At 60.5% G+C, this 22,385-nt stretch carries 18 protein-coding genes; 5 read left to right on the top strand and 13 right to left on the bottom strand.

Translation table 11 applies throughout. The features are described 5' to 3' along the window. Positions 1-64: 64 nt before the first annotated feature. The 10 genes from trpE to CKW38_RS10560 all read right to left on the bottom strand — a co-directional run bounded on the left by trpE (position 65) and on the right by CKW38_RS10560 (position 12,629). Positions 65-1,546 (bottom strand): anthranilate synthase component I, encoded by a 1,482-nt coding sequence (trpE, locus tag CKW38_RS10515; protein ID WP_095112702.1) that lies wholly within the window; start codon positions 1,544-1,546, stop codon positions 65-67. Positions 1,547-1,617: 71 nt separating this feature from the next. Continuing rightward, positions 1,618-2,436 (bottom strand): phosphoglycolate phosphatase, encoded by an 819-nt coding sequence (locus CKW38_RS10520; protein ID WP_095112703.1) that lies wholly within the window; start codon positions 2,434-2,436, stop codon positions 1,618-1,620. Continuing rightward, positions 2,433-3,107, bottom strand: a complete 675-nt coding sequence (gene rpe, locus CKW38_RS10525; RefSeq protein ID WP_007918813.1) for a ribulose-phosphate 3-epimerase — start codon at positions 3,105-3,107, stop codon at positions 2,433-2,435. Before rpe ends, CKW38_RS10520 begins: the two co-directional genes overlap by 4 nt. Before the next feature lie 114 nt (positions 3,108-3,221). Continuing rightward, positions 3,222-4,370 (bottom strand): iron-containing alcohol dehydrogenase, encoded by a 1,149-nt coding sequence (locus CKW38_RS10530; protein WP_095112704.1) that lies wholly within the window; start codon positions 4,368-4,370, stop codon positions 3,222-3,224. 294 nt (positions 4,371-4,664) lie between these two features. Beyond that, positions 4,665-5,489: an ABC transporter permease gene (locus CKW38_RS10535; RefSeq protein WP_007910157.1), complete on the bottom strand. Its 825-nt coding sequence runs from the start codon at positions 5,487-5,489 to the stop codon at positions 4,665-4,667. A gap of 12 nt (positions 5,490-5,501) precedes the next feature. Beyond that, entirely contained in the window at positions 5,502-6,749 is a 1,248-nt protein-coding gene (locus tag CKW38_RS10540) for an ABC transporter permease (protein ID WP_095112705.1), read from the bottom strand. Between the two features lie 200 nt (positions 6,750-6,949). Beyond that, entirely contained in the window at positions 6,950-7,993 is a 1,044-nt protein-coding gene (locus tag CKW38_RS10545) for an ABC transporter substrate-binding protein (RefSeq protein ID WP_038363355.1), read from the bottom strand. A gap of 48 nt (positions 7,994-8,041) precedes the next feature. After that, positions 8,042-9,166, bottom strand: coding sequence for an ABC transporter ATP-binding protein (locus CKW38_RS10550; RefSeq protein WP_007910151.1), 1,125 nt, complete (start codon positions 9,164-9,166; stop codon positions 8,042-8,044). A 352-nt stretch (positions 9,167-9,518) separates the two neighbouring features. Continuing rightward, positions 9,519-10,148 carry a response regulator transcription factor gene (locus CKW38_RS10555; protein ID WP_007910149.1) on the bottom strand — a complete coding sequence of 210 codons (630 nt, stop codon included), beginning with the start codon at positions 10,146-10,148 and terminating at the stop codon, positions 9,519-9,521. Between the two features lie 84 nt (positions 10,149-10,232). Next, entirely contained in the window at positions 10,233-12,629 is a 2,397-nt protein-coding gene (locus CKW38_RS10560; protein WP_095112706.1) for a PAS domain S-box protein, read from the bottom strand. Positions 12,630-12,702: 73 nt separating this feature from the next. On the opposite strand from CKW38_RS10560, the gene CKW38_RS10565 reads away from it, so the two are divergent. Beyond that, positions 12,703-13,692: an alpha/beta hydrolase family protein gene (locus tag CKW38_RS10565; RefSeq protein WP_095112707.1), complete on the top strand. Its 990-nt coding sequence runs from the start codon at positions 12,703-12,705 to the stop codon at positions 13,690-13,692. A 122-nt stretch (positions 13,693-13,814) separates the two neighbouring features. On the opposite strand, the gene CKW38_RS10570 is transcribed toward CKW38_RS10565, so the two are convergent. Genes CKW38_RS10570 through CKW38_RS10580 form a run of 3 tightly spaced genes read right to left on the bottom strand, consistent with a single transcriptional unit; the run spans position 13,815 to position 16,271 of the window. Next, a complete protein-coding gene (locus CKW38_RS10570) occupies positions 13,815-14,582 on the bottom strand; it encodes a TerB family tellurite resistance protein (RefSeq protein WP_007910140.1) in 768 nt (255 codons plus the stop codon). Position 14,583: 1 nt separating this feature from the next. Continuing rightward, entirely contained in the window at positions 14,584-15,255 is a 672-nt protein-coding gene (gene murU / locus CKW38_RS10575; protein WP_007910138.1) for an N-acetylmuramate alpha-1-phosphate uridylyltransferase MurU, read from the bottom strand. After that, positions 15,252-16,271 (bottom strand): aminoglycoside phosphotransferase family protein, encoded by a 1,020-nt coding sequence (locus CKW38_RS10580; protein WP_095112708.1) that lies wholly within the window; start codon positions 16,269-16,271, stop codon positions 15,252-15,254. Before CKW38_RS10580 ends, murU begins: the two co-directional genes overlap by 4 nt. 130 nt (positions 16,272-16,401) lie before the next feature. Here CKW38_RS10580 and CKW38_RS10585 point away from each other — a divergent pair, with 130 nt between their 5' ends. The 4 genes from CKW38_RS10585 to rsmA are packed head-to-tail and all read left to right on the top strand — an operon-like array spanning position 16,402 to position 22,319. Beyond that, entirely contained in the window at positions 16,402-19,221 is a 2,820-nt protein-coding gene (locus tag CKW38_RS10585; RefSeq protein ID WP_095112709.1) for an LPS-assembly protein LptD, read from the top strand. Continuing rightward, the gene (gene surA / locus CKW38_RS10590; protein WP_045121567.1) at positions 19,202-20,518 is read left to right on the top strand and encodes a peptidylprolyl isomerase SurA; all 1,317 of its coding nucleotides are present in this window, start codon (positions 19,202-19,204) and stop codon (positions 20,516-20,518) included. Before CKW38_RS10585 ends, surA begins: the two co-directional genes overlap by 20 nt. Beyond that, positions 20,515-21,504, top strand: coding sequence for a 4-hydroxythreonine-4-phosphate dehydrogenase PdxA (gene pdxA / locus CKW38_RS10595; RefSeq protein WP_007910129.1), 990 nt, complete (start codon positions 20,515-20,517; stop codon positions 21,502-21,504). The genes surA and pdxA overlap by 4 nt, the downstream gene beginning before the upstream one ends. Continuing rightward, on the top strand, positions 21,501-22,319 hold the full coding sequence (gene rsmA, locus CKW38_RS10600; protein WP_095112710.1) for a 16S rRNA (adenine(1518)-N(6)/adenine(1519)-N(6))-dimethyltransferase RsmA: 819 nt from the start codon (positions 21,501-21,503) through the stop codon (positions 22,317-22,319). The genes pdxA and rsmA overlap by 4 nt, the downstream gene beginning before the upstream one ends. The last annotated feature ends 66 nt before the right edge of the window (positions 22,320-22,385 follow it).

The following is a 22,385-nucleotide window of genomic DNA, read 5'->3' on the forward strand; positions in this document are numbered from 1 at the left end:
AGATTTGTTGACTGACCCACCGCTATCGCGAGCAGGCTCACTCCTACAAGGGTTTTGTGTGGACTCAGGCTTCCGGGGTTTGCTCGGCCAGGGCGACGGCGCGGAACATCGCACGGCGTTTGTTCAGGGTTTCTTCCCATTCCAGCGCCGGCACCGAGTCGGCAACGATGCCGCCACCGGCCTGCACGTGCAGCTCGCCGTTCTTGATCACTGCCGTGCGAATCGCGATTGCAGTGTCCATGTTGCCGTTCCAGGCGAAATAACCGACCGCGCCACCGTACACGCCACGCTTGACCGGCTCCAGTTCGTCGATGATTTCCATCGCGCGAATCTTCGGCGCACCCGACAAGGTGCCCGCCGGCAGAATCGCCCGCAGTGCGTCCATCGCCGTCAACCCGGCCTTCAACTGGCCGGTAACGTTGGAGACGATGTGCATCACATTGGAATAACGTTCGATGACCATTTTCTCGGTGAGCTTCACCGAGCCGATTTCCGAAACACGACCGGTATCGTTACGGCCCAGATCGATCAGCATCAAGTGCTCGGCGATCTCTTTGTCGTCCGACAGCAGATCTTCTTCCAGCGCCACATCGGCTTCTTCGGTGGCGCCACGTGGGCGAGTACCGGCAATCGGGCGCACGGTGATCAGATTGTCTTCAACCCGCACCAGCACTTCCGGCGAACTGCCAACGACGTGGAAGTCGCCGAAATTGAAGAAGTACATGTAAGGCGTCGGGTTGAAGCAACGCAGGGCGCGGTACAGATCGATGGGTGCAGCCTTGAAGTCGATCGACATGCGTTGCGACGGCACGACCTGCATGCAGTCACCGGCCAGGATGTATTCCTTGATGGTGTCGACGGCTTTTTCGTAATCGTCCTGAGTGAAACTGGAACGGAATACCGGATCAGCCGCCTGCTGCTTGCTGAAATCCAGGCCACGGCGCGGGGTGATCGGCTGACGCAGTTTTTCCAGCAATGCCTGCAATTGCGCCTGACCTTGTTCGAAGGCATCCGCCTGCGCAGGGTCGGCCAGGACGATCGCGTGCATCTTGCCGGCGAGGTTATCGAACACCACGACCGCGTCGGAGACCATCAGCAGAATGTCCGGCACACCCAGCGGATCCGGGTTCGGGCATTTGCCCAAGCGCTTCTCGACATAACGTACGCAGTCATAACCGAAGTAACCGACCAGACCACCGTTGAAACGCGGCAGACCGGCGATGGTCGGCACGTTGTAGCGCGCTTTGAAGGTTTCAACGAAGGCCAGCGGGTCTTCAACATCGTGGCTTTCGGTTTCAACGCCATCAACGGTGATGCTGACGTGATGGTCGTGAACCCGCAGCACGGTGCGGCACGGCAGGCCGATGATCGAGTAACGGCCCCACTTCTCGCCGCCCTGCACCGATTCAAGCAGGTAGGAGTTGGGCTGGTCGGCCAGTTTCAGGTAGATCGACAGCGGCGTGTCGAAGTCGGCCAGGGTTTCGCAGGCCAACGGAATGCGGTTGTAGCCGTCAGCGGCCAAGCGCAGGAATTCTTCGCGGATCATAAGGTGCCTCGTGGTGTGAGGGGCAAATCAGTCAGGTATGCAAACGCGCCGGCAGGCCGGCCAGGAACAAGTCAGGCGCGCCAACGCCAGCGGGCCAGGGCCTTGATGACTTTCATCCAGAGTTTGCGAGTGACCACCACGATGGCGTTTCCAGAATGGGATTGAGCAGCGTCGGGCAACGTTATCTCAGCGGCCGAACCGAGGCAACCGGGAATTAGCTTGCGCAGATCGTCGATCACCAGCGCCGGCGATTCTTCGGCAATCGGTCGGCCATGGTTGTAGCCGTAACTCAACGCCACGCATTTGACCCCCGCCGCTTTCGCTGCCAGTACATCGCTGCGCGAGTCACCGACGAACAACGATTGCGAGGCCGGGATGTTGGCCATTTTCATTACAAAAAACAGCGCGGCTGGATCCGGTTTCTTCTGCGGCAAGGTATCGCCGCCAATGATCCACTTGAAGTAGCGGCCGATTTTCATCTGATCCAGCAACGGCGCGACGAAGCGCTCCGGCTTGTTGGTGATCAGCGCCATGGCCACGCCCTGCTTGTGCAGCCATTTGAGGGTGTCGCGCACGCCGGGATAGACCACGGTCAGCTCATGGCTGGCGCCGTAGGCTTGCATGAACACTTCCAGTGCATGCTCGGCCTCAACGTCATCCACCGCCGAATGATCGATGCCACCGGCCAAGGCGCGGCGCACCAGGACCGGCGCGCCGTTGCCCACCCACTCGCGCACCGATTCGATGCCCGCAGGTTGGCGGCCAAGTGAGAGCAGCATGGTGTCCACCGCCGCTGCCAGGTCTGGAACCGAGTCGATCAGTGTGCCATCCAGATCGAACATCACCAGCCGTGGCAGTTTCCCCGGGAACAGCTGCTCAAACCCGCTCATGGGCGCGCCAGCGCCAGTTCGGAGCGCATCTTGTCGATGACTTCCTGATAGTTCGGCGCATTGAAGATCGCCGAGCCGGCAACAAAGGTGTCAGCGCCCGCAGCGGCGATTTCGCGGATGTTGTTGACGTTGACGCCGCCGTCGATTTCCAGACGGATATCACGGCCCGAGGCATCGATGATCGCCCGCGCTTCGCGCAGTTTGTCGAGGGTGCCAGGAATGAACTTCTGCCCGCCGAAGCCTGGGTTGACGCTCATCAGCAAGACCATATCGACCTTGTCGATCACGTACTTGAGCACGTCCAGCGGCGTCGCCGGGTTGAACACCAGACCGGATTTGCAGCCGCCTTCACGGATCAGTTGCAGCGAACGATCAACGTGCAGCGTGGCTTCCGGGTGGAAGGTGATGTAGGTGGCGCCGGCTTCGATGAAGTCGCCAACGATACGATCCACCGGGCTGACCATCAGGTGCGCATCGATCGGCGCGGTGACGCCGTACTTGCGCAATGCCGCGCAGACCATCGGACCGATGGTCAGGTTTGGCACGTAGTGGTTGTCCATGACGTCGAAGTGGACGAAGTCGGCGCCAGCGGCAAGAACGTTGTCTACTTCCTCGCCGAGGCGGGCGAAGTCGGCGGAGAGAATCGACGGAGCAATTACGAAGGGCTGCATGACGCACCTTTTCTGAGCTAAATCACGATGGCGCGCATTGTATACCTCAAGTTTCCAAGCGCGCACCGTGACCGCGATGATTGGGTTGTGCCATGACGGAGGACGGGCGCTGACTCAATACGCCGCGCGGTAGATCTTCTCGATGTCCACAGCGCTGAGTTTGCGCGGATTGTTGCGCATCAGCCGCTCAATGCCCGCCGCTTCCACGGCCATCGCCGGGATTGCCTCTTCCGGGACACCGAAACTGCGCAGCCCGGCCGGAATTTCCACGGCTGCGCACAGATCGCTCATTGCCTGCACGGCTTTATCCGCTGCTTCGGCGGCACTCAGATGAGCAGTCTTCACCCCCATGGCTTCGGCAATATCCTGCATGCGTTCGACGCAGGCCATCTTGTTCCAGGTCATGACATACGGCAGCAGCAAGGCATTGCTGACGCCATGGGCAATGTTGAAACGCCCGCCCAGCGGATACGCCAGCGCATGCACCGCGCCGACCCCGGCATTGCCGAACGCCATGCCGGCCATCAGGCTGGCGGTGGCCATGTCTTCGCGGGCTTGCAGGTTGGTGCCGTTGGCGTAGGCCTTGGGCAACGCGTTGGCGATCAGCTTGATGGCGCCGATGGCCAGCGAGTCGGTGATCGGCGAGGCATTCACCGACAGATAGGATTCGATGGCGTGCACCAGCGCGTCGACACCACTGGCGGCGGTGACGCTGCGCGGGCAGGTCAGGGTCATCTGCGGGCTGACCAGCGCCACGTCCGGTAATAGAAAGTCGCTGACGATGCCTTTCTTCAACTGCGCGACTTTGTCCGAGAGGATCGCGACGTTGGTAACTTCGGAACCGGTGCCGGCGGTGGTCGGGATGGCGATCAGCGGCGGGCCTTTGCGCGGCACCTGGTCGACGCCGAACAGGTCCTCCAGCGCGCCGTGGTAACCGGCGTAGGCGGCGACGCTTTTGGCGATGTCGATGGCACTGCCACCACCGAGACCGATCAAGCCGTCATGCCCGCCCTCACGGTAAACGCGCATGCAGTCTTCGACTATGGCAATTTCCGGGTCTGGCAAAACGCGGTCGAAAATCTCGTAGTCGCGCCCACCGAGTTGCACCAGCGCCAGCTCTACCGTGCCGGATTTGACCAAGGCTGCGTCGGTGACGATCAGCGGGTTGTCGATGTCGAGGCGTGTGAGTTCGGCGGCCAGTTGCTCGATGGCAGCGGCGCCGGTGATCAGTTTGTGAGCGATTTTGAACTGGGACAGACTCATCGTGCGCAGCCTCTTATAGATGTGGGAGCTGGGCACAAGATTAGCTGGGGAATTGGGGTTGTCTGCTATTCATCTGGTGAATGACCCCTCGCAGGCGAGAGCAAGAGCAAGAGCCCCTCACCCTAGCCCTCTCCCCGAGGGAGAGGGGACTGACCGCGTTGTACTCTCGAAGTACACCGACCTGAAATACCGAGTCGAGCTCAGGCCTCGAAAGCCATGAAGATCTGCTCCCTTTCCCCCTCGCCCCCCTGGGGGAGAGGGCTGGGGTGAGGGGGTAAGCTTTTGATCTGGCCCTTAAACCTGAGCAGTCCGCAGTTTTTCGCTACGACCACGCAGCCATTCCAGGGTCAGCAACAAGATGACCGAGAAAGCAATCAGCAACGTAGCAGCAGCCGCAATCGTCGGGCTGAGGTTCTCGCGAATCCCGCTGAACATTTGCCGAGGCAACGTCGCCTGCTCAGGTCCCGCAAGAAACAGCGTCACCACCACCTCATCAAACGACGTCGCAAAGGCAAACAGCGCCCCGGAAATCACCCCCGGCGCAATCAGCGGCAAGGTCACCCGACGGAACGCGGTCAAGGGCGATGCACCGAGACTCGCCGCCGCCCGCACCAGATTGTGATTAAACCCCTGCAACGTCGCCGACACCGTGATGATCACAAACGGCACACCCAACACCGCGTGCACCACGATCAGCGAGAAGAAGCTGTTACCCAAACCCAGCGGCGCAAAAAACAGATAACTCGCCACACCAATGATCACCACCGGCACCACCATCGGCGAAATCACCAGCGCCATCACCAGCGCTTTACCGGGGAAGTCACCGCGAGTAAGACCGATCGCCGCCAGCGTACCGAAGACCATCGCCAGTACCGTCGCCGCCGGGGCAACAATGATGCTGTTCTTCAGTGCGCGCATCCATTCCGCCGAGGCGAAGAAGTCGTGATACCACTGCAGCGAGAAACCCTGCAGCGGATAGACCAGAAAACTCCCCGAGTTGAACGACAGCGGAATGATCACCAGCACCGGCAGAATCAGGAACAACAGAATCAAGCCGCAGAGAATCCGCAGGCTGTAGAACCACACCCGTTCGATGGGCGACATGTAAGGACTCAGCATTTCGAATTCCCCTTAGCTCAGGCGCAGGCGACTGGCGCCGACCAGCCAGCTGTAAATCAGATAAAGCACTACAGTCGCCAGCAGCAACAGCCCGCCCAGCGCGGTGGCCATGCCCCAGTTGATGCTGGTGTTGGTGTAGAAGGCGACGAAGTAGCTGACCATTTGATCGTTCGGGCTGCCGAGCAGCGCCGGGGTGATGTAGTAGCCGATGGCGAGGATGAACACCAACAGGCAACCGGCGCCAACACCGGCGTAGGTCTGCGGGAAGTACACCCGCCAGAAACTGGCGAACGGGTGGCAGCCGAGGGAAATGGCGGCACGCATGTAGGTAGGCGAGATGCCTTTCATCACGCTGTAGATCGGCAGAATCATGAACGGCAGCAGGATGTGCACCATCGAGATGTACACACCGGTGCGGTTGAACACCAGTTCCAGCGGTTTATCGATGATGCCCATGGCCATCAGGCCGCTGTTGATCAACCCGCCGGATTGCAGGAGCACGATCCACGCGGCGACGCGCACCAGGATCGAGGTCCAGAACGGCAGCAGCACCAGAATCATCAGCAGGTTGCTTTGCCGCGATGGCAGGTTCGCCAACAGGTAGGCCAGTGGATACGCGAGCACCAGACAGATCACGGTGATGACCAGACCCATCCAGAACGTGCGGGCGAAGATGTCGAGGTAGATCGCCTGATCCGGCGTGGCCGGGGCGATTTCGCCGAGGTCGTCGATGCGGTGATCGACTGCCGCCAGCAGGTAATACGGGGTGATGTTGCTGGTGTTGCGTTTGACCGCTTGCCAGTAGGCCGGGTCGCCCCAACGTTCGTCGAGTGCTTCCAGCGCTTCTTTATAAGAGGCCGGTTCGCTGGCGAACGGCAGCGCCCGGGCGGTTTTGGTCAACAGGCTGCGATAGCCGGCCAACTCCATGTTCAAGCGCTTGGACAGATCGCCCAGCGTCTGGTTTTTGCGCGCTTCGGCGAGGTCTTCGCCGGCGGCTTTGTAGACCGGTTCAGCGGGCAGGCCGCGGCCGTCCCAACTGGCGATGGCCGCCACGGTGCGCGGCATGCCGCCGACCACTTCGGGGTTGCCGACGCTTTTGTAGAGCAGCGCCACGATCGGCACCAGAAACACCAGCAACAGAAACAGAAACAGCGGCGCAATCAGCGCTTGAGCCTTCCAGCGGTTGACCCGCTCGGCGCGCTTGAGCTTCTGCTTCAAGGTGGGGCTGTTGCCCTCGTTCAGGGGAACGGCGATGGCCATGACGTACTCCGCAAATCTTTGATCGTTACAGAGGTGGTGAATACCACCTCGAACTTTTGCTACTGATCGTTCCCACGCTCTGCGTGGGAATGAATCCAGTGACGCTCTGCGTCACACGGGGACGCGGAGCGTCCCGGGCGGCGTTCCCACGCAGAGCGTGGGAACGATCATCCGGAAAGCCGTCGGCCCGTATGCTCGGGTTACTTCGCAGCCCAGGAGTTGAAGCGCTGCTCCAGTTGCTCGCCGTTGTCAGCCCAGAAGCTGACGTCGATCTGCACCTGGTTGGCGATGTTTTCCGGGGTGGTCGGCATGTCTTTGAGGACGTCCTTGGCCAGCAGCGGTACGGCTTGGGTGTTAGCCGGGCCATAGGCGATGTTTTCCGAGTAGGTCTTCTGCTGCTGCGGCTGTACCGAGAAGGCGATGAACTTCTTCGCCGCTTCCGCGCGTTTGGCGTCCAGACCTTTCGGGATGGCCCAGGCGTCGAAGTCGTAGATGCCGCCGTTCCACACCACTTTCAGGTTGGATTCCTTCTGCACCGCCGCGATGCGACCGTTGTAAGCCGAGCTCATCACCACGTCACCGGAAGCGAGGTATTGCGGCGGTTGTGCGCCGGCTTCCCACCACTGAATGCTTGGCTTCAGCTCATCAAGCTTCTTGAACGCGCGATCCTGGCCGCCCTTGCTCGCCAACTCTTTGTAGACGTCTTTCGGCGCCACACCATCGGCCATCAGCGCGAATTCGAGGGTGTACTTGGCGCCTTTGCGCAGGCCACGCTTGCCCGGGAATTTCTTGGTGTCCCAGAAATCCGCCCAACTGGTCGGCGCGGTTTTCAGTTTGTCGGCGTTGTAAGCCAGTACGGTCGACCAAACGAAGAAGCCCACGCCGCACGGCTGAATCGCGCCTTTGACGTAATCTTCAGTCTTGCCGAACAGCGCCGGGTCGAGTTGTTCGAACATGTCTTCGTCGCAGCCACGGGACAGCTCTGGCGATTCAACTTCGACCAAGTCCCACGACACGCTCTTGGTGTCGACCATGGCTTTGACCTTGGCCATTTCGCCGTTGTACTCGCCAGCGACGATCTTGCCGTTGCCCGCCGCTTCCCACGGTGCATAGAAGGCTTTGACTTGCGCGGCCTTGTTCGCCCCGCCAAACGACACCACGGTCAAATCCGGGCCGGCGGCCATCGCGCTGGCCGCACCCATCAGGCCCAGGGTCAGGGCGGTGAACTTCAGGGATCTCAACATTTATTGTTCTCTCCACGTGCAGGGTTGGTGTTGGTATTGCCGGGGCGATCAGTTCGCCTCTAGAAGAGGATCGAGTGCGCGTACGTGCTCGACCTGCCAGCCAAGCGGAACCACGTCACCGACCGCGAGCGCTGGATCGAGCTCGGCAATCGGCTGTTTCACGAAGAAGTCGGTCTTGCCGCAGACTTCCAGGCGCACCCGGACGTGGTCGCCCAGATAGATGAATTCCGCCACCCTCCCTGAGAAGCGGTTAACGCATTGATCACTGGAACCGTTGAGACTGATGCGCTCCGGACGGATCGACAAAGTCACCGGTTCACCGGTCTGGCCGACGTTGACCGCCAGCGCCTCGACCTTTTCGCCACGGCCCAACTCGACCACGCAACGCTCGCCGTTCTGGCTCAACAGGCGACCGTTAAGGCGGTTGTTTTCACCGATGAAGTTGGCAACAAAGGTATTTTTCGGTTCTTCGTAAAGTGTGCGCGGCGGGGCGATCTGCTGGATTTCGCCCTGATGGAATACCGCAACGCGATCGGACATGGTCAGCGCTTCGCCCTGATCGTGGGTCACGTAGACCACGGTTACGCCGAGGCGCTGGTGCAGGTGTTTGATTTCCATCTGCATGTGTTCACGCAGTTGCTTGTCGAGGGCGCCGAGGGGTTCGTCCATCAGCACCAGTTGCGGTTCGAACACCAGCGCGCGGGCCAGCGCCACACGCTGCTGCTGACCACCGGACAACTGCGCCGGGTAGCGCGAGGCAAACGCATCGAGCTGGACCATGCTGAGGACTTTCTTGACCTTGTCGTTGACGTCGCTTTTATTCAGGCCACGCACGCTCAGCGGGAACGCGAGGTTTTCGGCGACGGTCATGTGCGGGAACAGCGCGTAGTTCTGGAACACCATGCCGATGTCACGCTTGTGTGGCGGCACGTTGTTGATCGAACGCCCGGCCAGCAGGATCTCGCCAGCGGTCGGCGTTTCGAAACCGGCGAGCATCATCAGGCTGGTGGTCTTGCCGGAACCGGACGGCCCGAGCAGGGTCAGAAATTCGCCTTTGCGAATGTCCAGGTTGAGGTCTTTGACGATCAGGTTCTCGCCGTCGTAGCTCTTCTGCACTCCACGAAAGCTGACCAGCACATCACTGGCCCCTGCGTTTGTATCGACCTGGCTCATACCCACACCTTTGTTGTTGATGACTGCTTGTGGGTTAAGCCTAGTGGCTGCTGACAGCCACGCAAATCGGGGCGCAGGAGAGAATCGCCTCAGCCGGATGGAAGGTTGGGGGTAGGGATTGCCCTACAAGGATGGCGCTAATGGATAAGGCAGTGGCGAGGGTTGAGCTGCAAGCTGCAAGAACAAGCAAAAGCGCCTGTCGCTCATGGATATGTCCATAATCCCGAAGGCTGCGCAGCCCCCCTGTAGGAGTGAGCCTGCTCGCGATGGCGTCTGCTCAGTCAACACTGCAGTGACAGATCTACCGCTATCGCGAGCAGGCTCACTCCTACAATTTTGATCACGGTGACTGTTAGAGGAGTTTGTGTTCCATCGCGTATTTGACCAGTTCGGCCAGCGAGGTGATGTTGAGCTTCTGCATCAGCCGCGCCTTGTGGGTGCTGATGGTTTTGCTGCTCAGCGCCAGTTGCTGGGCGATGTCGTTGACGTTGGCGCCCTGGGCCAGGCGTTCGAACACCGAGAACTCGCGTTCGGACAGCAACGAATGCAGGGGCCGTGCATCGGTCAGGCCGACTTCAAACACCATGCGATCCGCCAGATCCGGATCAATGTATCGCCCACCCGCCGCGACTTTACGAATGGCGGTGAGCAACAGCGCCGGGTCACTGTCCTTGGTCGCATACCCGGCGGCGCCGACCTTCAGCGCCCGCGCAGCCATCTGCGCTTCGTCGTGCATAGATAGCACCAGGATCGCCGGTGGATTGTTCAGCGCGCGGATTCGCGGGATCGCCTCCAGGCCATTGACACCGGGCATGGAGATGTCCAGCAGCACCACTTCGCATGGCACGCTGCGCAGGGCCTCAAGCAATTGCTCGCCATTGCTCGCCTCGCCCACTACTTGCAGATCCTTGGCCAGGCCGATCAATTGCTTGATGCCTTCACGGACGATGGTGTGGTCTTCGGCTACCAGTACACGGATCACGTTTTTCTCCAGATTTCAGGTACACAGCAATCCCTGTGGGAGGGAGCCTGCTCGCGAAAGCGTCAGCCCAAACACCACATATCTTCAAACCTCACTCACCGGCACCCAAACATTCAGACTGGTGCCCTCCCCCGGCTCACTCTCCAGCACCAACCGCCCGCCCATGATCAGCACCCGCTCACGCATGCCGACCAGGCCAAACGAAGTCGGTCGACCGCTGGCGGGAACAAATCCTACGCCATCATCACTGACCGTCAGACATAACTCATCGCCTTCCAGCGCCAACGTCAGTTCCACAGTATGCGCCTGAGCATGGCGCATCACATTGGTCAGCGCCTCCTGCAAGATCCGGAACAAGCCAATTGCCTTGGCATCACTGAGTACCGGCAGATTATCCGGTACCTGCACCAGACACGGGATCTGCGTGCGCGCCTCGAAGCGCCGCGCCTGCCACTCGATCGCCGAGGCAATCCCGGCATCGAGAATCGGCGGTCGCAGCGCCGTGGCCACGTCGCGCACCAACTGGAACAACTGAGCGATCAGGCGTTTCATGCTGTTCAACCGCTCGTTCAACCCCGGATCGAGTTGCGCGTAGGCTAACTCGCACATCGATGTTTCCAGCTTCAGCACGGTCAACATCTGCCCCAGTTCATCGTGAACCTCGCGGGCAATGCGCGCCTTCTCTTCTTCACGCACGCTCTCAAGGTGCGCCGACAGTTCGCGCAGTTGCTCACGGGAGGCCGCCAACTCCAGCTCGATACGCTTGCTCTCGGTGATGTCCCAGACGATGCCGTCCCAGACATAGGCGCCATCCTCCAGTTGCCGGGTGATCGCCTTGATCTCGGCCCAGCGCTGCTGGCCTTGACGCGTGAGGATCCGGCCCTGCCACGACCAGTCACTGTCGGTGTCCAGCGCCTGATCCTGAGTGCGGTGATAACTCGCCTTATCGTCGGGATGCACCAGGCTGCGCAGACCCATGTCGCGATGGGCTATGGTGGCCGGGGCGTAACCGACCAGGCTTTCGCTGCCCTCGCTGATGTAGGCAAAGTCGATCTGCCCGGTCACCGGCGCGCGCTCCAGACGAAACACCAATCCCGGCACGTTGGCGGCGATGCCTTGCAGACGCGCCTCGCTTTCCTGCAACGCGGCGAGGGCGCGACGGCGCTCGGTGACGTCGGTGAGGTACACCACCAGGTATTCACTGTCGCGAAAGCGCAGGAAACTCAGCGAGACATCCGCCGGCAAAATACTGCCGTCAGCCCGCACGCAACTGGTTTCGAAACTCAGCGGACCTTCTTCACTGGCCCGCGCGCGCTTCCACAGATTGAGCCAGCGGTCCATGTGCAGACCCGGTTCGAAGTCGATCAATGGCCGTTCGATCAGTCCGCCCGAGGGATAACCGAGCATAATTTCCGCCGCGCGATTGGCGTAGCGCACATGGCTGTCCCAGTTGACCCAAAGGATGCCGACGGTGCTTTGGTCGATGGAGAACTGCGTCAACCGCAGCGCTTCTTCGTTGGCCGCGCGCAAGGCGATGTCTTCCCGGGCGGCCAGCAATCGCTGTTCGAGGCTGTGCTGTTGGCGACGCTGCCAGAACACGATCGCGACACAACTGAGCAGCATCACTGCAAACAACAAGCTGAGGTTTTGCCAGAACCCCGGCGACTCCGAGAGTCGCGGATATTTCGGTTGCAGCCACTGGTTGTGTAACTGCTCCAGATCCTTGGCCGGGATGGCACGCAGCGCACTTTGAATGATGCCGGCCAACTCTGGCCAATCGCGGCGCGAGCCGACGCGCAGCAGTTGTGGCAGGCCGATATCGCCGACCACCACCAGCCCGGCGAACTCAGGCTCTACCGACAAGCGCCCGAGTTGCGCCTCATCGACCACGGCGTAGGCGGCCTGCTGACTCAACAGCAACTGCAAGGCCTGACGCTCCAGTGGTACACCTTGCAGATTCAGATGGGGGTAGTTGCCGCGCAGGTAATCAGCCGTGCTGCTGGGCATGCGCACGGCGACGCGGATCTGGCTGTCGAGCTTCTCCAGATCGACCACACCACTGGCCTTCTGGTCGCTGACCACCAGTTGCGGCACGCGCATGTACGGATCAGAGAACTGCCACAGACGCAGGGCACTCGGGGTCTGGCTCAGGCCCGGAGCGATATCGATCTCGCCCTCGCGCATGGCGGCGTCCAATTGCGCGAGATCCTGAAAATTGCGCCAGCTCAGTTCGACATTGAGCACCTTGGCCAGCAACTTCATCAGCTCGACGTTGGCCCCCGACAGCCGTTGCAAGCGCCGGTCGTATTGCGCATACGGGGCTTGCAACACCAGGCCGACGCGCAATTCATTGTGTTGCGCCAGCCATTGCTGCTGGCTCGCCGACAACTGTGCGAGATGAGAAGGCGGCGCAGGCGCCGCCCAGCCCATCAAGGGAAACCACAAACAGCCGATAACCCACAGGCAGCAAAATCGCTTCATTGAAGTCTCATACACTGACAAATTCTGACCAACCCATTAGGCTGCCGGGATACTTTCTGGCCTGGAATAACCGATGCCCTCTGTCTACCGCCTGGCAATGCCAGCATTGTGCCTGTCGCTGCTCCTGCCTTGTGCGTTTTCCGTCGAAGCCGCCGATCCGGCACCCGCCGCCACAGCGGAAAAACCGGCCGAAGAAAAACCGGCCGAACGCCAGCCACTGCTTGAGCGTAGTCAGGAAGAGGCCGCCGCACTGGAACGTAAAGTCCCGGCGCAAGAACAGCAACAGTTGCAGGCCGGTACCGACACCTTCCTCGCCCTGTGGAAACCGGCCAACACTGCCGAACCGAAAGGCGCAGTGATCATCGTCCCCGGCACCGGCGAAACCGCTGACTGGCCGCAGGCAATCGGCCCGTTGCGGCGCAAACTGCCGGATGCAAAATGGAGCAGCCTGAGTATTACGCTGCCCGACTTGCAAAGCGACGCCTTTGCACCGCGCGTGGTCGAGGCACCCGCTGTGCCGAAAGCCCCGGAGTCCGGCAGCAAGGACTCCACCACCGCGCAGCCGATCGAGCAAGCCGCTGGCGGTGAAGCAGAAGTGGCGGATCAGGTGGTCGCCGAAACCACTGAAGAGCAATCCAAAGCTGACGCCGAACGCATCTTCGCGCGCATCGACGCCGCGATTGCTTACGCCGAGCAGCAGAGCGCACGCAGCATTGTCGTGCTTGGGCACGGCACTGGCGCCTATTGGGCCGCGCGATACCTGAGCGAGAAACAAACGGCGCAGGTAGAAAAGTTCGTCATGGTCGATGCGCAGATGCCAGCCAAGGCCAAACCGCCACTGGCCGAAGTGACGCCGACGCTGAAGCTGCCGACCGCCGATATTTTCTATATGGACAAGCCGCTGGATCGCAACGCCGCGCTGGAGCGCATGCAGGCGAGCAAGCGCTTGAAGACCTCGGCGTTCAGCCAGGTCGCGCTCAAGGCTTTGCCGGATAACAAGGCTGAACAGGAACAGTTGTTCCGCCGGGTGCGTGGCTGGCTGAACCCGCAGAACACGGACTGACAGAAAGACCGAGTCGCCCCCTTCGCGAGCAGGCTCGCTCCCACATGGATCTGCGTACACAGTCCATGGTGGGAGCGAGCCTGCTCGCGAAGAGGCCAGCGCAGTCGCTACACACCTAACGGTTAGCGAAAATCCCGCCGCTCACGAATCAACGTGTAGGCGTTGTGCAGCTCACGGGTTTTTTCGGTGGCTTCACGCACCTGCACTGGCGTCGCACCCGACCCGGCAATCTTGTCCGGATGATGACGACTGAGCAGGCGCCGATAGGCGCGCTTGATCTGCGCCGGTTCACTGGACGCCGACACGCCCAATAAACGCATCGCCTCCTGATAACTCACAGCAGCGCTGACGATCGGTCGTTTGCCCGGCTCGTAATCATTGGCCAGTGCCTGCACCTGATGCGTCGTCCAGCCCAGCCACTTGCCCCATTGCGCCAGCAGTTCACGCTCACTGACACCCGCGCGACCATCGGCCCAGACCATCCGCCAACAGGCGCGCAACACACCTTCGGCGGCATGCGGCTGCGCACTCAGGCGCCGTAGATAACCGCGCAGATTGTCGCTGCCGGACTTGCCGCGATTGAACGCGGCAATCGCCCGACGCGTAGCCGGCTCGCTCATTTCCAGCGCACGCATTTCGTTACGCGCCTGCTGGATATGCCCGTCAGTGACCCGACCGTCACTTTTGGCCAGACGCCCGAGCAGCACAAACAACAATTCGTCATTGCGCAACATCGGCCGACCGCCGAGTTTTTCGCGCAAATGCCCCCAGCTCTGCAAGTGCAGGCGCCGATCCAGCGCCTGTCCCAACAATGCCCCAAGCATGGCCCCCGGAATGCTGGCAATCGCAAAACCCGCTCCGGCTCCAATCAGAGTCCCTGGCCACAACATGTCAGCGACTCGCTTCTATCAATGCTTCAGCTTCGGCCAGACGCTCGTGCGTGCCGACGTCCACCCAGTGACCTTTCAGACGTTCGCCCGTGACTTCGCCAGCCGCCATGGCGTTACGCAACAGCGGCGCCAGTTTGAAGGCACCGTCGGTACAGCCGTCGAACAGTTGCGGATGCAATACGGCGATGCCGCTGTAAGTCAGGGTCGCAGCGTCCGGCTGACCGTCGTGCACTTCGCCGTCGACCAGTGTGAAATCACCGCGCGGGTGGTGCGCCGGATTGTCCGCCAGTACCAGATGCGCGAGCCCGTTGATCGGCTGGTGCAGGACGCTGAAGTCGTAATCGGTCCAGATATCACCGTTCACCACCAGAAACGCATCATCGCCGAGCAACGGCAGCGCACGGAAAATCCCGCCGCCGGTTTCCAGTGGCTCACCTTCCGGCGAATACTGAATGCTCACGCCAAATTGCGAGCCGTCGCCCAGATAATCTTCGATCTGCTGACCGAGCCAGGCGTGATTGATCACGATCTCGTTGAACCCTGCGGCAGCGAGAGCCCGCAGGTGATATTCGATCAGTGGGACACCGCCGGCACGCACCAGTGGTTTCGGCGTAGTCAGGGTCAGCGGGCGCATGCGCTCGCCTTTGCCTGCCGCCAGAATCATTGCCTTCATGCTGTTGCTCCACCCCGCAGGCTGGTGAACAGCGCTTGCAGTTCTGCCAATTCAGGACGACGCGCAATCACCGCCTCTATATAAGAGAAGAAGCGCGGTACGTCGGCCAGATAACGCGGCTTGCCATCACGATGACAAATGCGCGCGAAGATGCCGATGACCTTCAGGTGGCGCTGTACGCCCATCAGGTCACTGGCGCGCAGGAAGTCTTCGAAGTCCGGCTGCACCGGGATATTCAGTGCCGAGGCTTGCTGCCAGTAGCTTTCCAGCCAGCCGCGCACACGCTCTTCAGGCCAGCTGAGAAAGGCATCCTTGAACAGACAGGTCACGTCGTAGGTCACCGGGCCGTAGACCGCATCCTGGAAATCCAGCACACCGGGGTTCGGCTCGCTGAGCATCAGGTTGCGCGGCATGTAGTCGCGGTGCACCAGCACTTTGGGCTGCGCGAGTGCGCTGTCGATCAGCAGATCGCTGACCTGCTGCCACTGCTGTTGCTGGGTCGCGTCGAATTCGACACCGAGTTCACGCTTTACGTACCAGTCGGGGAACAGTTCCAGCTCTCGGCGCAGCAAGGCAACGTCGTAGCTCGGCAACGGTGCGACCATCGGCAATTGCTGAAAAGCCAGCAGCGCTTGCAGGGCATCACTGAATAATGCGTCGGCATTTTCGCCATCGATCACGTCGAGATAGGTCTTGTTACCCAGGTCATTGAGCAAAAGAAATCCACGCTCAAGGTCCTCGGCATAAATTTTCGGCACATTTATTCCGGATTTCGCCAGCAAAAAAGCGATATCCACGAACGGTTTGCAGTTTTCCTGGGGCGGCGGCGCGTCCATCACGACGAAGCTGCGACCCTCGCCTTCCCAGCGGAAGTAGCGGCGGAAACTCGCGTCGCTGCTGGCCGCGGTCAACGTGGCCGGGGGCACGGTGCCCCAGCCCTGATCTGCAAACAGGATTGCCAACTGCTCATCGAGCCAAACTTTCAGGTGTTGCAAGCGTACATCTTGGTCAGGCATTGCAAGGGTCTCCGACGGCGCTAGCCGTCAAGCGGGTCATGCTTTATTATCCAGCATCTTTTTCAGACCATCGAGAGGCGTGCGGCCCACACCGCGGGCAGATGGCACGCAGGAAGCCCGGACTAATAAGATGGCATTGAAATCCCCCGCGTTTCGTAAAAAATTTCCGTTGTTGGTAACCGGCAGTCTGCTGGCTATGCAACCTCTGGCCAGTCAATTCGTTGTTGCCGCCGAGCAGTATGACTGCTCCGTCTCGGCTTCGGGTGGTTGGGCCTGTGCGCCCAAATCAACCGCTGCTGCGTTGCCGCCGCGCCCAGTGCATGACGGCAGTGCCGTCAGTGCCGCTGGCGAAGCGCCAACCGAGAACGGTTCGACCAGCGACACTGGCCCTAAAACCGTACTGGTTACCGAAGCCAAGGGCCGCGGTCTGAAATCCCGTAGCGAAGACTTCAGTCACCTCGACTGGGTTCCGCGCGAGAAGCTCACCGCCGCCCAATTGGCCGAGACCGGGCCTTACTGCTCTGGTGCCTATATCGAACCGATTCGTCCTGGCATGAATGACAAGACGAATAAAAGCGATGCACCGACCTTTATCGGCGCAAAAGCCTCGCGCTATAACACCGATGATCAAGTCGGTACGCTGGCCGGCGATGTCGTCCTGCGTCAGGGCAGCATGCAGGTCGAATCCGACGAGGCCAGCCTGTATCAGGCCGAGAGCCGCGCCGAACTCAATGGCGATGTACGCATCCGCGACAACGGTGCGCTGATCGTCGGCGACCACGCCGACGTGCAGCTCGACACCGGTGAAGCGAAAGTCGACAACGCCGAATACGTGATGCACAAATCGCGTATCCGCGGTAATGCGCTGTACGCCAAACGTGCCGAGAACGCGATCATTCGCTTGAAGGACGGCACGTACACCACGTGCGAACCGAACAGCAATGCCTGGCAGCTCAAGGGCAACAACATCACCTTGAACCCGGCCACCGGTTTCGGTACCGCGACCAACGTGACGTTGCGCGTTAAAGACATTCCGATTCTGTACACGCCGTACATCTATTTCCCGATCGACGACCGTCGTCAGTCGGGCTTCCTGCCGCCGACCATCGGCAGCGGCACCGATACCGGCTTCATGCTGGTTACACCGTACTACTTCAACCTGGCGCCGAACTACGACGCCACGTTGTACCCGCGCTACATGAGCAAGCGCGGCATGCTGGTGGAAGGCGAATTCCGTTACCTGACCAAGTCGAGTGAAGGTCAGTTCGGTGCCGCGTATCTGAACGATGACGATACCGAGCGCAGCAAGCAGACCGACTACGAAAAAACCCGCTACATGTACAACTGGCAGCACAAGGGCGGTCTCGACTCCCGTGTGTTCACTGAAGTCGACTACACCAAGATCAGCGATCCGTATTACTTCCAGGATCTGCAGACCGATCAGATTGGCGTGAAGTCCAGCGACTTCGTGAACCAGCAAGGTTCGATCAGCTATCGGGGTGACAGCTACACCGCTCGCTTGAATGCCCAGCAGTACCAATTGGCGACCGTTGCGAGCATCACACCGTATGGCCGTCTGCCGCAGATTACCTTCAATGGTCAGCTGCCATATCATCCGCAAGGCCTGGACTTCGATTACGAGACCGAGCTTGTTCGGTTTGATCGTGATCTGAAAACCGGCAACTTCCTCGACGAAAACGGCGGTCCGATCAATGCGGACGGAACCATCGGTACCCCGCGCCTTGATACCAACGTCGCAGGCCTGGCTCGCGCCAACGGCGATCGTTTGAACCTGAAACCGGGTGTCAGCCTGCCGATGAACTGGACCTATGGCTTCCTGAAGCCATCGCTCAAGTATCAGTACACCCAGTACGATCTGGATCTCGACGGACAAGGTAAAGACGACCTGGTGACTAACCGCAACGGCGCTTCGGCGCTGGGTGAGAAGTACAGCAGCTCGCAAAACCGTGGCGTCCCGATCGCCAGTATCGACAGCGGCCTGTACTTCGACCGCAACACGTCGTTCTTCGGCAAGAACTATCGCCAGACCCTGGAACCGCGCCTGTTCTATCTCTATGTACCCGAGAAAGACCAGAACGATATCCCGGTGTTCGACACCAGCGAATACACCTTCAACTATGCGTCGCTGTTCCGTGATAACCGCTTCGCAGGCTCCGACCGTGTCGGCGACGAGAACAAACTGTCGCTGGGCGTGACCAGCCGCTGGATCGAAGACGACGGGTTCGAGCGTCAACGCATCAGTGTCGGCCAGGCCCTGTACTTCAAGGATCGTGAAGTTCAACTGCCAGGTATCGACGCGAAAACCCGCGACGACGCGCACTCCAATGTGTCTCCGTATGCGCTTGAATACGAATACCGCTGGAACCGCGACTGGCGCACCACTGCCGACTACAACTGGGATCCGGACAGCCGCAGCCCGCGTTCCGGCAGTGCGATGTTCCACTATCAGCCTGAAGACAACCCGAACAAGGTTATCAATGCCGGCTATCGCTATCGCAACGACCAGATCCGCTACGACCAGACAACGGGCAAGTGGCAGATGGGTGGCGACTACGGCACACCTGGCACAGCTGGCTATGTGAAGGACTACTACAAGATCCAGCAGCATGACTTCTCGGTCATCTGGCCGATCGTTCCGCAGTGGAACGCGATCAGCCGCTGGCAGTACGACTACAACCGCAACCGTACCCTGGAAGCCTTCGGTGGTTTCGAGTACGACAACTGCTGCTGGAAGTTGCGCCTGATCAACCGTTACTGGGTTTCCTATGACGAGTTCAGCCAGGATGCTCCGCAAAACGAAAAAGGCGACCATGGCGTCTTCCTCCAAATTGTTCTGAAGGGACTCGGCGGCCTCACCGGCGCCAAGGTAGAGAGCTTCCTCGACAAAGGCATTCAAGGTTATCGTGAACGTGAAGACCAAGCTTTCTGATTGTCTGCGCCCGCTGATGCTGGGCGCGCTGTTCCTGGGTACTGCGGCTAACGCCGCAGTTCAATCCATCGACAAAGTGGTAGCGATCGTCGACAACGACGTGGTCATGCAGAGCCAACTGGACCAACGTGTCCACGAAGTTCAACAGACCATCGCCAAGCGTGGCGGTGGCCTGCCGCCTCCTGGCGTACTGGATCAACAGGTGCTCGAGCGCCTGATCGTCGAAAACCTGCAACTGCAGATCGGCGAACGCTCTGGCATCCGCATCACTGACGAAGAGCTGAACCAGGCGGTCGGCACCATTGCTCAGCGCAACAACATGACTGTTGAGCAGTTCCGCTCCGCCCTGGCTCGCGACGGTCTGAACTATGACGACGCCCGTGAGCAGATCAAGCGCGAGATGGTCATCAGCCGTGTGCGTCAGCGTCGCGTGGCAGAACGCATTCAGGTTTCCGAACAGGAAGTGAAAAACTTCCTCGCCTCCGACCTGGGCAAAATGCAACTGTCCGAAGAACTGCACCTGGCCAACATCCTGATCCCGACGCCGGAAAGCGCCAACTCTGAAGCCATTCAAAGTGCAGCCCGTCAGGCCATGGAGGTTTACCAGCAGCTCAAGCAAGGCGCTGACTTCGGCCAGATGGCCGTTGCCAAATCCGGCAGCGACAACGCGCTGGAAGGCGGCGACATGGGCTGGCGTAAAGCCGCGCAACTGCCACCGCCGTTCGACCGCGAGTTGAGCAGCATGGCCGTCGGCGACATCACTCAACCTGCCCGCACACCGGGTGGCTTCATCATCCTCAAGCTGCTGGCAAAACGCGGTGGCGAAGCGCAGATGCGCGATGAAGTGCATGTACGTCACATTCTGGTCAAGCCGAGCCCGATTCGCGATGAAGCGAAGACCAAGGCGCTGGTTCAATCCTTGTACGAGCGCATTCTGGCCGGCGAAGATTTCGCCACTCTGGCCAAAAGTTACTCCGAAGACCCAGGCTCGGCGCTTAACGGCGGCGACCTGAACTGGATCGACCCGAACGCACTGGTTCCGGAATTCCGCGAAGTGATGGCCAAGACCCCACAAGGTCAGCTGTCCAAGCCGTTCCAGACCCAATATGGCTGGCACGTTCTCGAAGTCCTTGGCCGTCGCGCCACCGACAGCACCGAACAGGCCCGTGAGCAGCAAGCCATGACCGTACTGCGTAACCGCAAATACGACGAAGAGCTGCAAACCTGGCTGCGTCAGATCCGTGACGAAGCGTACGTAGAGATCAAACTCCCTGGTGCAGACCAGGCAGCGCAGTGAAACCCCAGCGTTTCGCGCTGACACCCGGCGAACCAGCCGGCATCGGTCCCGACCTGTGCCTGCTGCTCGCCTCGCAAGCCCAGCCACATCCCCTGATTGCCATCACCAGCCGCGACTTGCTCCTTGAGCGGGCCGCGCAGCTGGGGCTGGCTGTCACTTTGCTGGATGTTGCGCCTGATCACTGGCCGGACGCTCCGGCGCCCGCCAACAGCCTGTATGTCTGGGATACGCCGCTCAGCGCCCCCGTGGTTGCCGGGCAACTGGACAAGGCCAACGCTGCGTTCGTCCTCGAAACCCTGACCCGCGCCGGCAACGGTTGCCTCAACGGCGACTTCGCCGGGATGATCACCGCCCCAGTGCACAAGGGCGTGATCAACGAGTCAGGCATCGCCTTTTCCGGGCACACGGAATTCCTCGCCGACCTGACTCATACCGCACAAGTGGTGATGATGCTCGCCACGCGTGGTTTGCGCGTGGCACTGGTCACCACTCACCTGCCCCTGCGCGAGATTGCCGACGCGATCACACCAGAACGGCTGGAGCGCGTGACGCGGATTCTGTACAGCGACCTGCAACACAAATTCGGCATCGCCCAGCCACGCATCCTGGTCTGCGGGCTCAACCCGCACGCCGGTGAAGGCGGCCACCTGGGCCATGAAGAAATCGACATCATTGAACCGACATTAGAGCGCCTGCGCGGCGAGGGCATGGACCTTCGTGGCCCGCTGCCTGCCGACACTCTGTTTACCCCCAAATATCTGGAGCACTGCGACGCAGTGCTGGCGATGTACCATGACCAGGGCCTGCCTGTGCTCAAGTACAAAGGCTTCGGCGCTGCCGTCAACGTGACCCTGGGTCTGCCGATCATCCGCACGTCGGTCGACCACGGCACCGCCCTGGATCTGGCCGGCAGCGGCAAGATCGACACCGGCAGCCTGCAAGTCGCCCTGGAAACCGCCTACCAGATGGCCGAGACCCGTTTATGACCGAGCAATACCAACACAAGGCGCGCAAACGCTTTGGCCAGAACTTTCTGCACGATGCCGGCGTTATTGACCGCATCCTGCGCTCCATCAGCGCCAAGTCTGAAGATCGCCTGCTGGAAATCGGCCCGGGCCAGGGCGCATTGACCGCCGGCCTGCTCAGTTCCGGCGCGCAACTCGACGTGGTGGAACTGGACAAGGACCTGATCCCGATCCTCAACCAGCAGTTTGCCGGCAAGAGCAATTTCAACCTGCATCAGGGCGATGCGCTGAAGTTCGACTTCAACACGCTCAAAGCGGCGCCGAACAGCCTGCGAGTGGTCGGCAACCTGCCGTACAACATTTCCACGCCGCTGATTTTTCACCTGCTGAACAACGCCGGCATCATTCGCGACATGCACTTCATGCTGCAGAAAGAAGTGGTCGAGCGTCTGGCCGCGGGCCCGGGTGGCGGTGACTGGGGTCGCCTGTCGATCATGGTTCAGTACCACTGCCGTGTAGAGCACCTGTTCAACGTTGGCCCGGGCGCGTTCAACCCACCGCCGAAAGTCGACTCGGCGATCGTCCGTCTGGTGCCTCACGCCGTACTGCCGCACCCGGCCAAGGATCACAAGCTGCTGGAGCGCGTGGTGCGCGAAGCGTTCAACCAACGCCGCAAAACCTTGCGCAACACCCTCAAGCAATTGCTCAGCAACGCTGAAATCGAAGCCGCCGGCGTCGATGGCAGCCTGCGTCCGGAGCAACTGGATCTGGCCGCGTTCGTACGCCTCGCCGACCAGCTCGCCATTCAGGTTCCGGCCTCCCCCGCCGCTGACTGATAAACGATGAACGCTATCGGGCAGGACGCCACTCTGGTTTACTGCCCGATACTTGCCTAGACTGAC

It is taken from the genome of Pseudomonas sp. Irchel 3H7 (assembly GCF_900187605.1).
In the GTDB taxonomy this organism is placed as follows: Bacteria; Pseudomonadota; Gammaproteobacteria; order Pseudomonadales; family Pseudomonadaceae; genus Aquipseudomonas.

Excerpts from the sequence above, each read along its gene's own strand:
- CKW38_RS10545 (WP_038363355.1), bottom strand. The coding sequence starts at position 7,993 with ATGTTGAGATCCCTGAAGTTCACCGCCCTGACCCTGGGCCTGATGGGT.
- CKW38_RS10560 (WP_095112706.1), bottom strand. The coding sequence starts at position 12,629 with ATGAAGCGATTTTGCTGCCTGTGGGTTATCGGCTGTTTGTGGTTTCCC.
- rsmA (WP_095112710.1), top strand. The coding sequence starts at position 21,501 with ATGACCGAGCAATACCAACACAAGGCGCGCAAACGCTTTGGCCAGAAC.
- CKW38_RS10530 (WP_095112704.1), bottom strand. The coding sequence starts at position 4,370 with ATGAGTCTGTCCCAGTTCAAAATCGCTCACAAACTGATCACCGGCGCC.
- CKW38_RS10520 (WP_095112703.1), bottom strand. The coding sequence starts at position 2,436 with ATGAGCGGGTTTGAGCAGCTGTTCCCGGGGAAACTGCCACGGCTGGTG.
- CKW38_RS10565 (WP_095112707.1), top strand. The coding sequence starts at position 12,703 with ATGCCCTCTGTCTACCGCCTGGCAATGCCAGCATTGTGCCTGTCGCTG.
- CKW38_RS10570 (WP_007910140.1), bottom strand. The coding sequence starts at position 14,582 with ATGTTGTGGCCAGGGACTCTGATTGGAGCCGGAGCGGGTTTTGCGATT.
- CKW38_RS10585 (WP_095112709.1), top strand. The coding sequence starts at position 16,402 with ATGGCATTGAAATCCCCCGCGTTTCGTAAAAAATTTCCGTTGTTGGTA.
- murU (WP_007910138.1), bottom strand. The coding sequence starts at position 15,255 with ATGAAGGCAATGATTCTGGCGGCAGGCAAAGGCGAGCGCATGCGCCCG.
- CKW38_RS10580 (WP_095112708.1), bottom strand. The coding sequence starts at position 16,271 with ATGCCTGACCAAGATGTACGCTTGCAACACCTGAAAGTTTGGCTCGAT.
- rpe (WP_007918813.1), bottom strand. The coding sequence starts at position 3,107 with ATGCAGCCCTTCGTAATTGCTCCGTCGATTCTCTCCGCCGACTTCGCC.
- CKW38_RS10550 (WP_007910151.1), bottom strand. The coding sequence starts at position 9,166 with ATGAGCCAGGTCGATACAAACGCAGGGGCCAGTGATGTGCTGGTCAGC.
- trpE (WP_095112702.1), bottom strand. The coding sequence starts at position 1,546 with ATGATCCGCGAAGAATTCCTGCGCTTGGCCGCTGACGGCTACAACCGC.
- CKW38_RS10540 (WP_095112705.1), bottom strand. The coding sequence starts at position 6,749 with ATGGCCATCGCCGTTCCCCTGAACGAGGGCAACAGCCCCACCTTGAAG.
- CKW38_RS10535 (WP_007910157.1), bottom strand. The coding sequence starts at position 5,489 with ATGCTGAGTCCTTACATGTCGCCCATCGAACGGGTGTGGTTCTACAGC.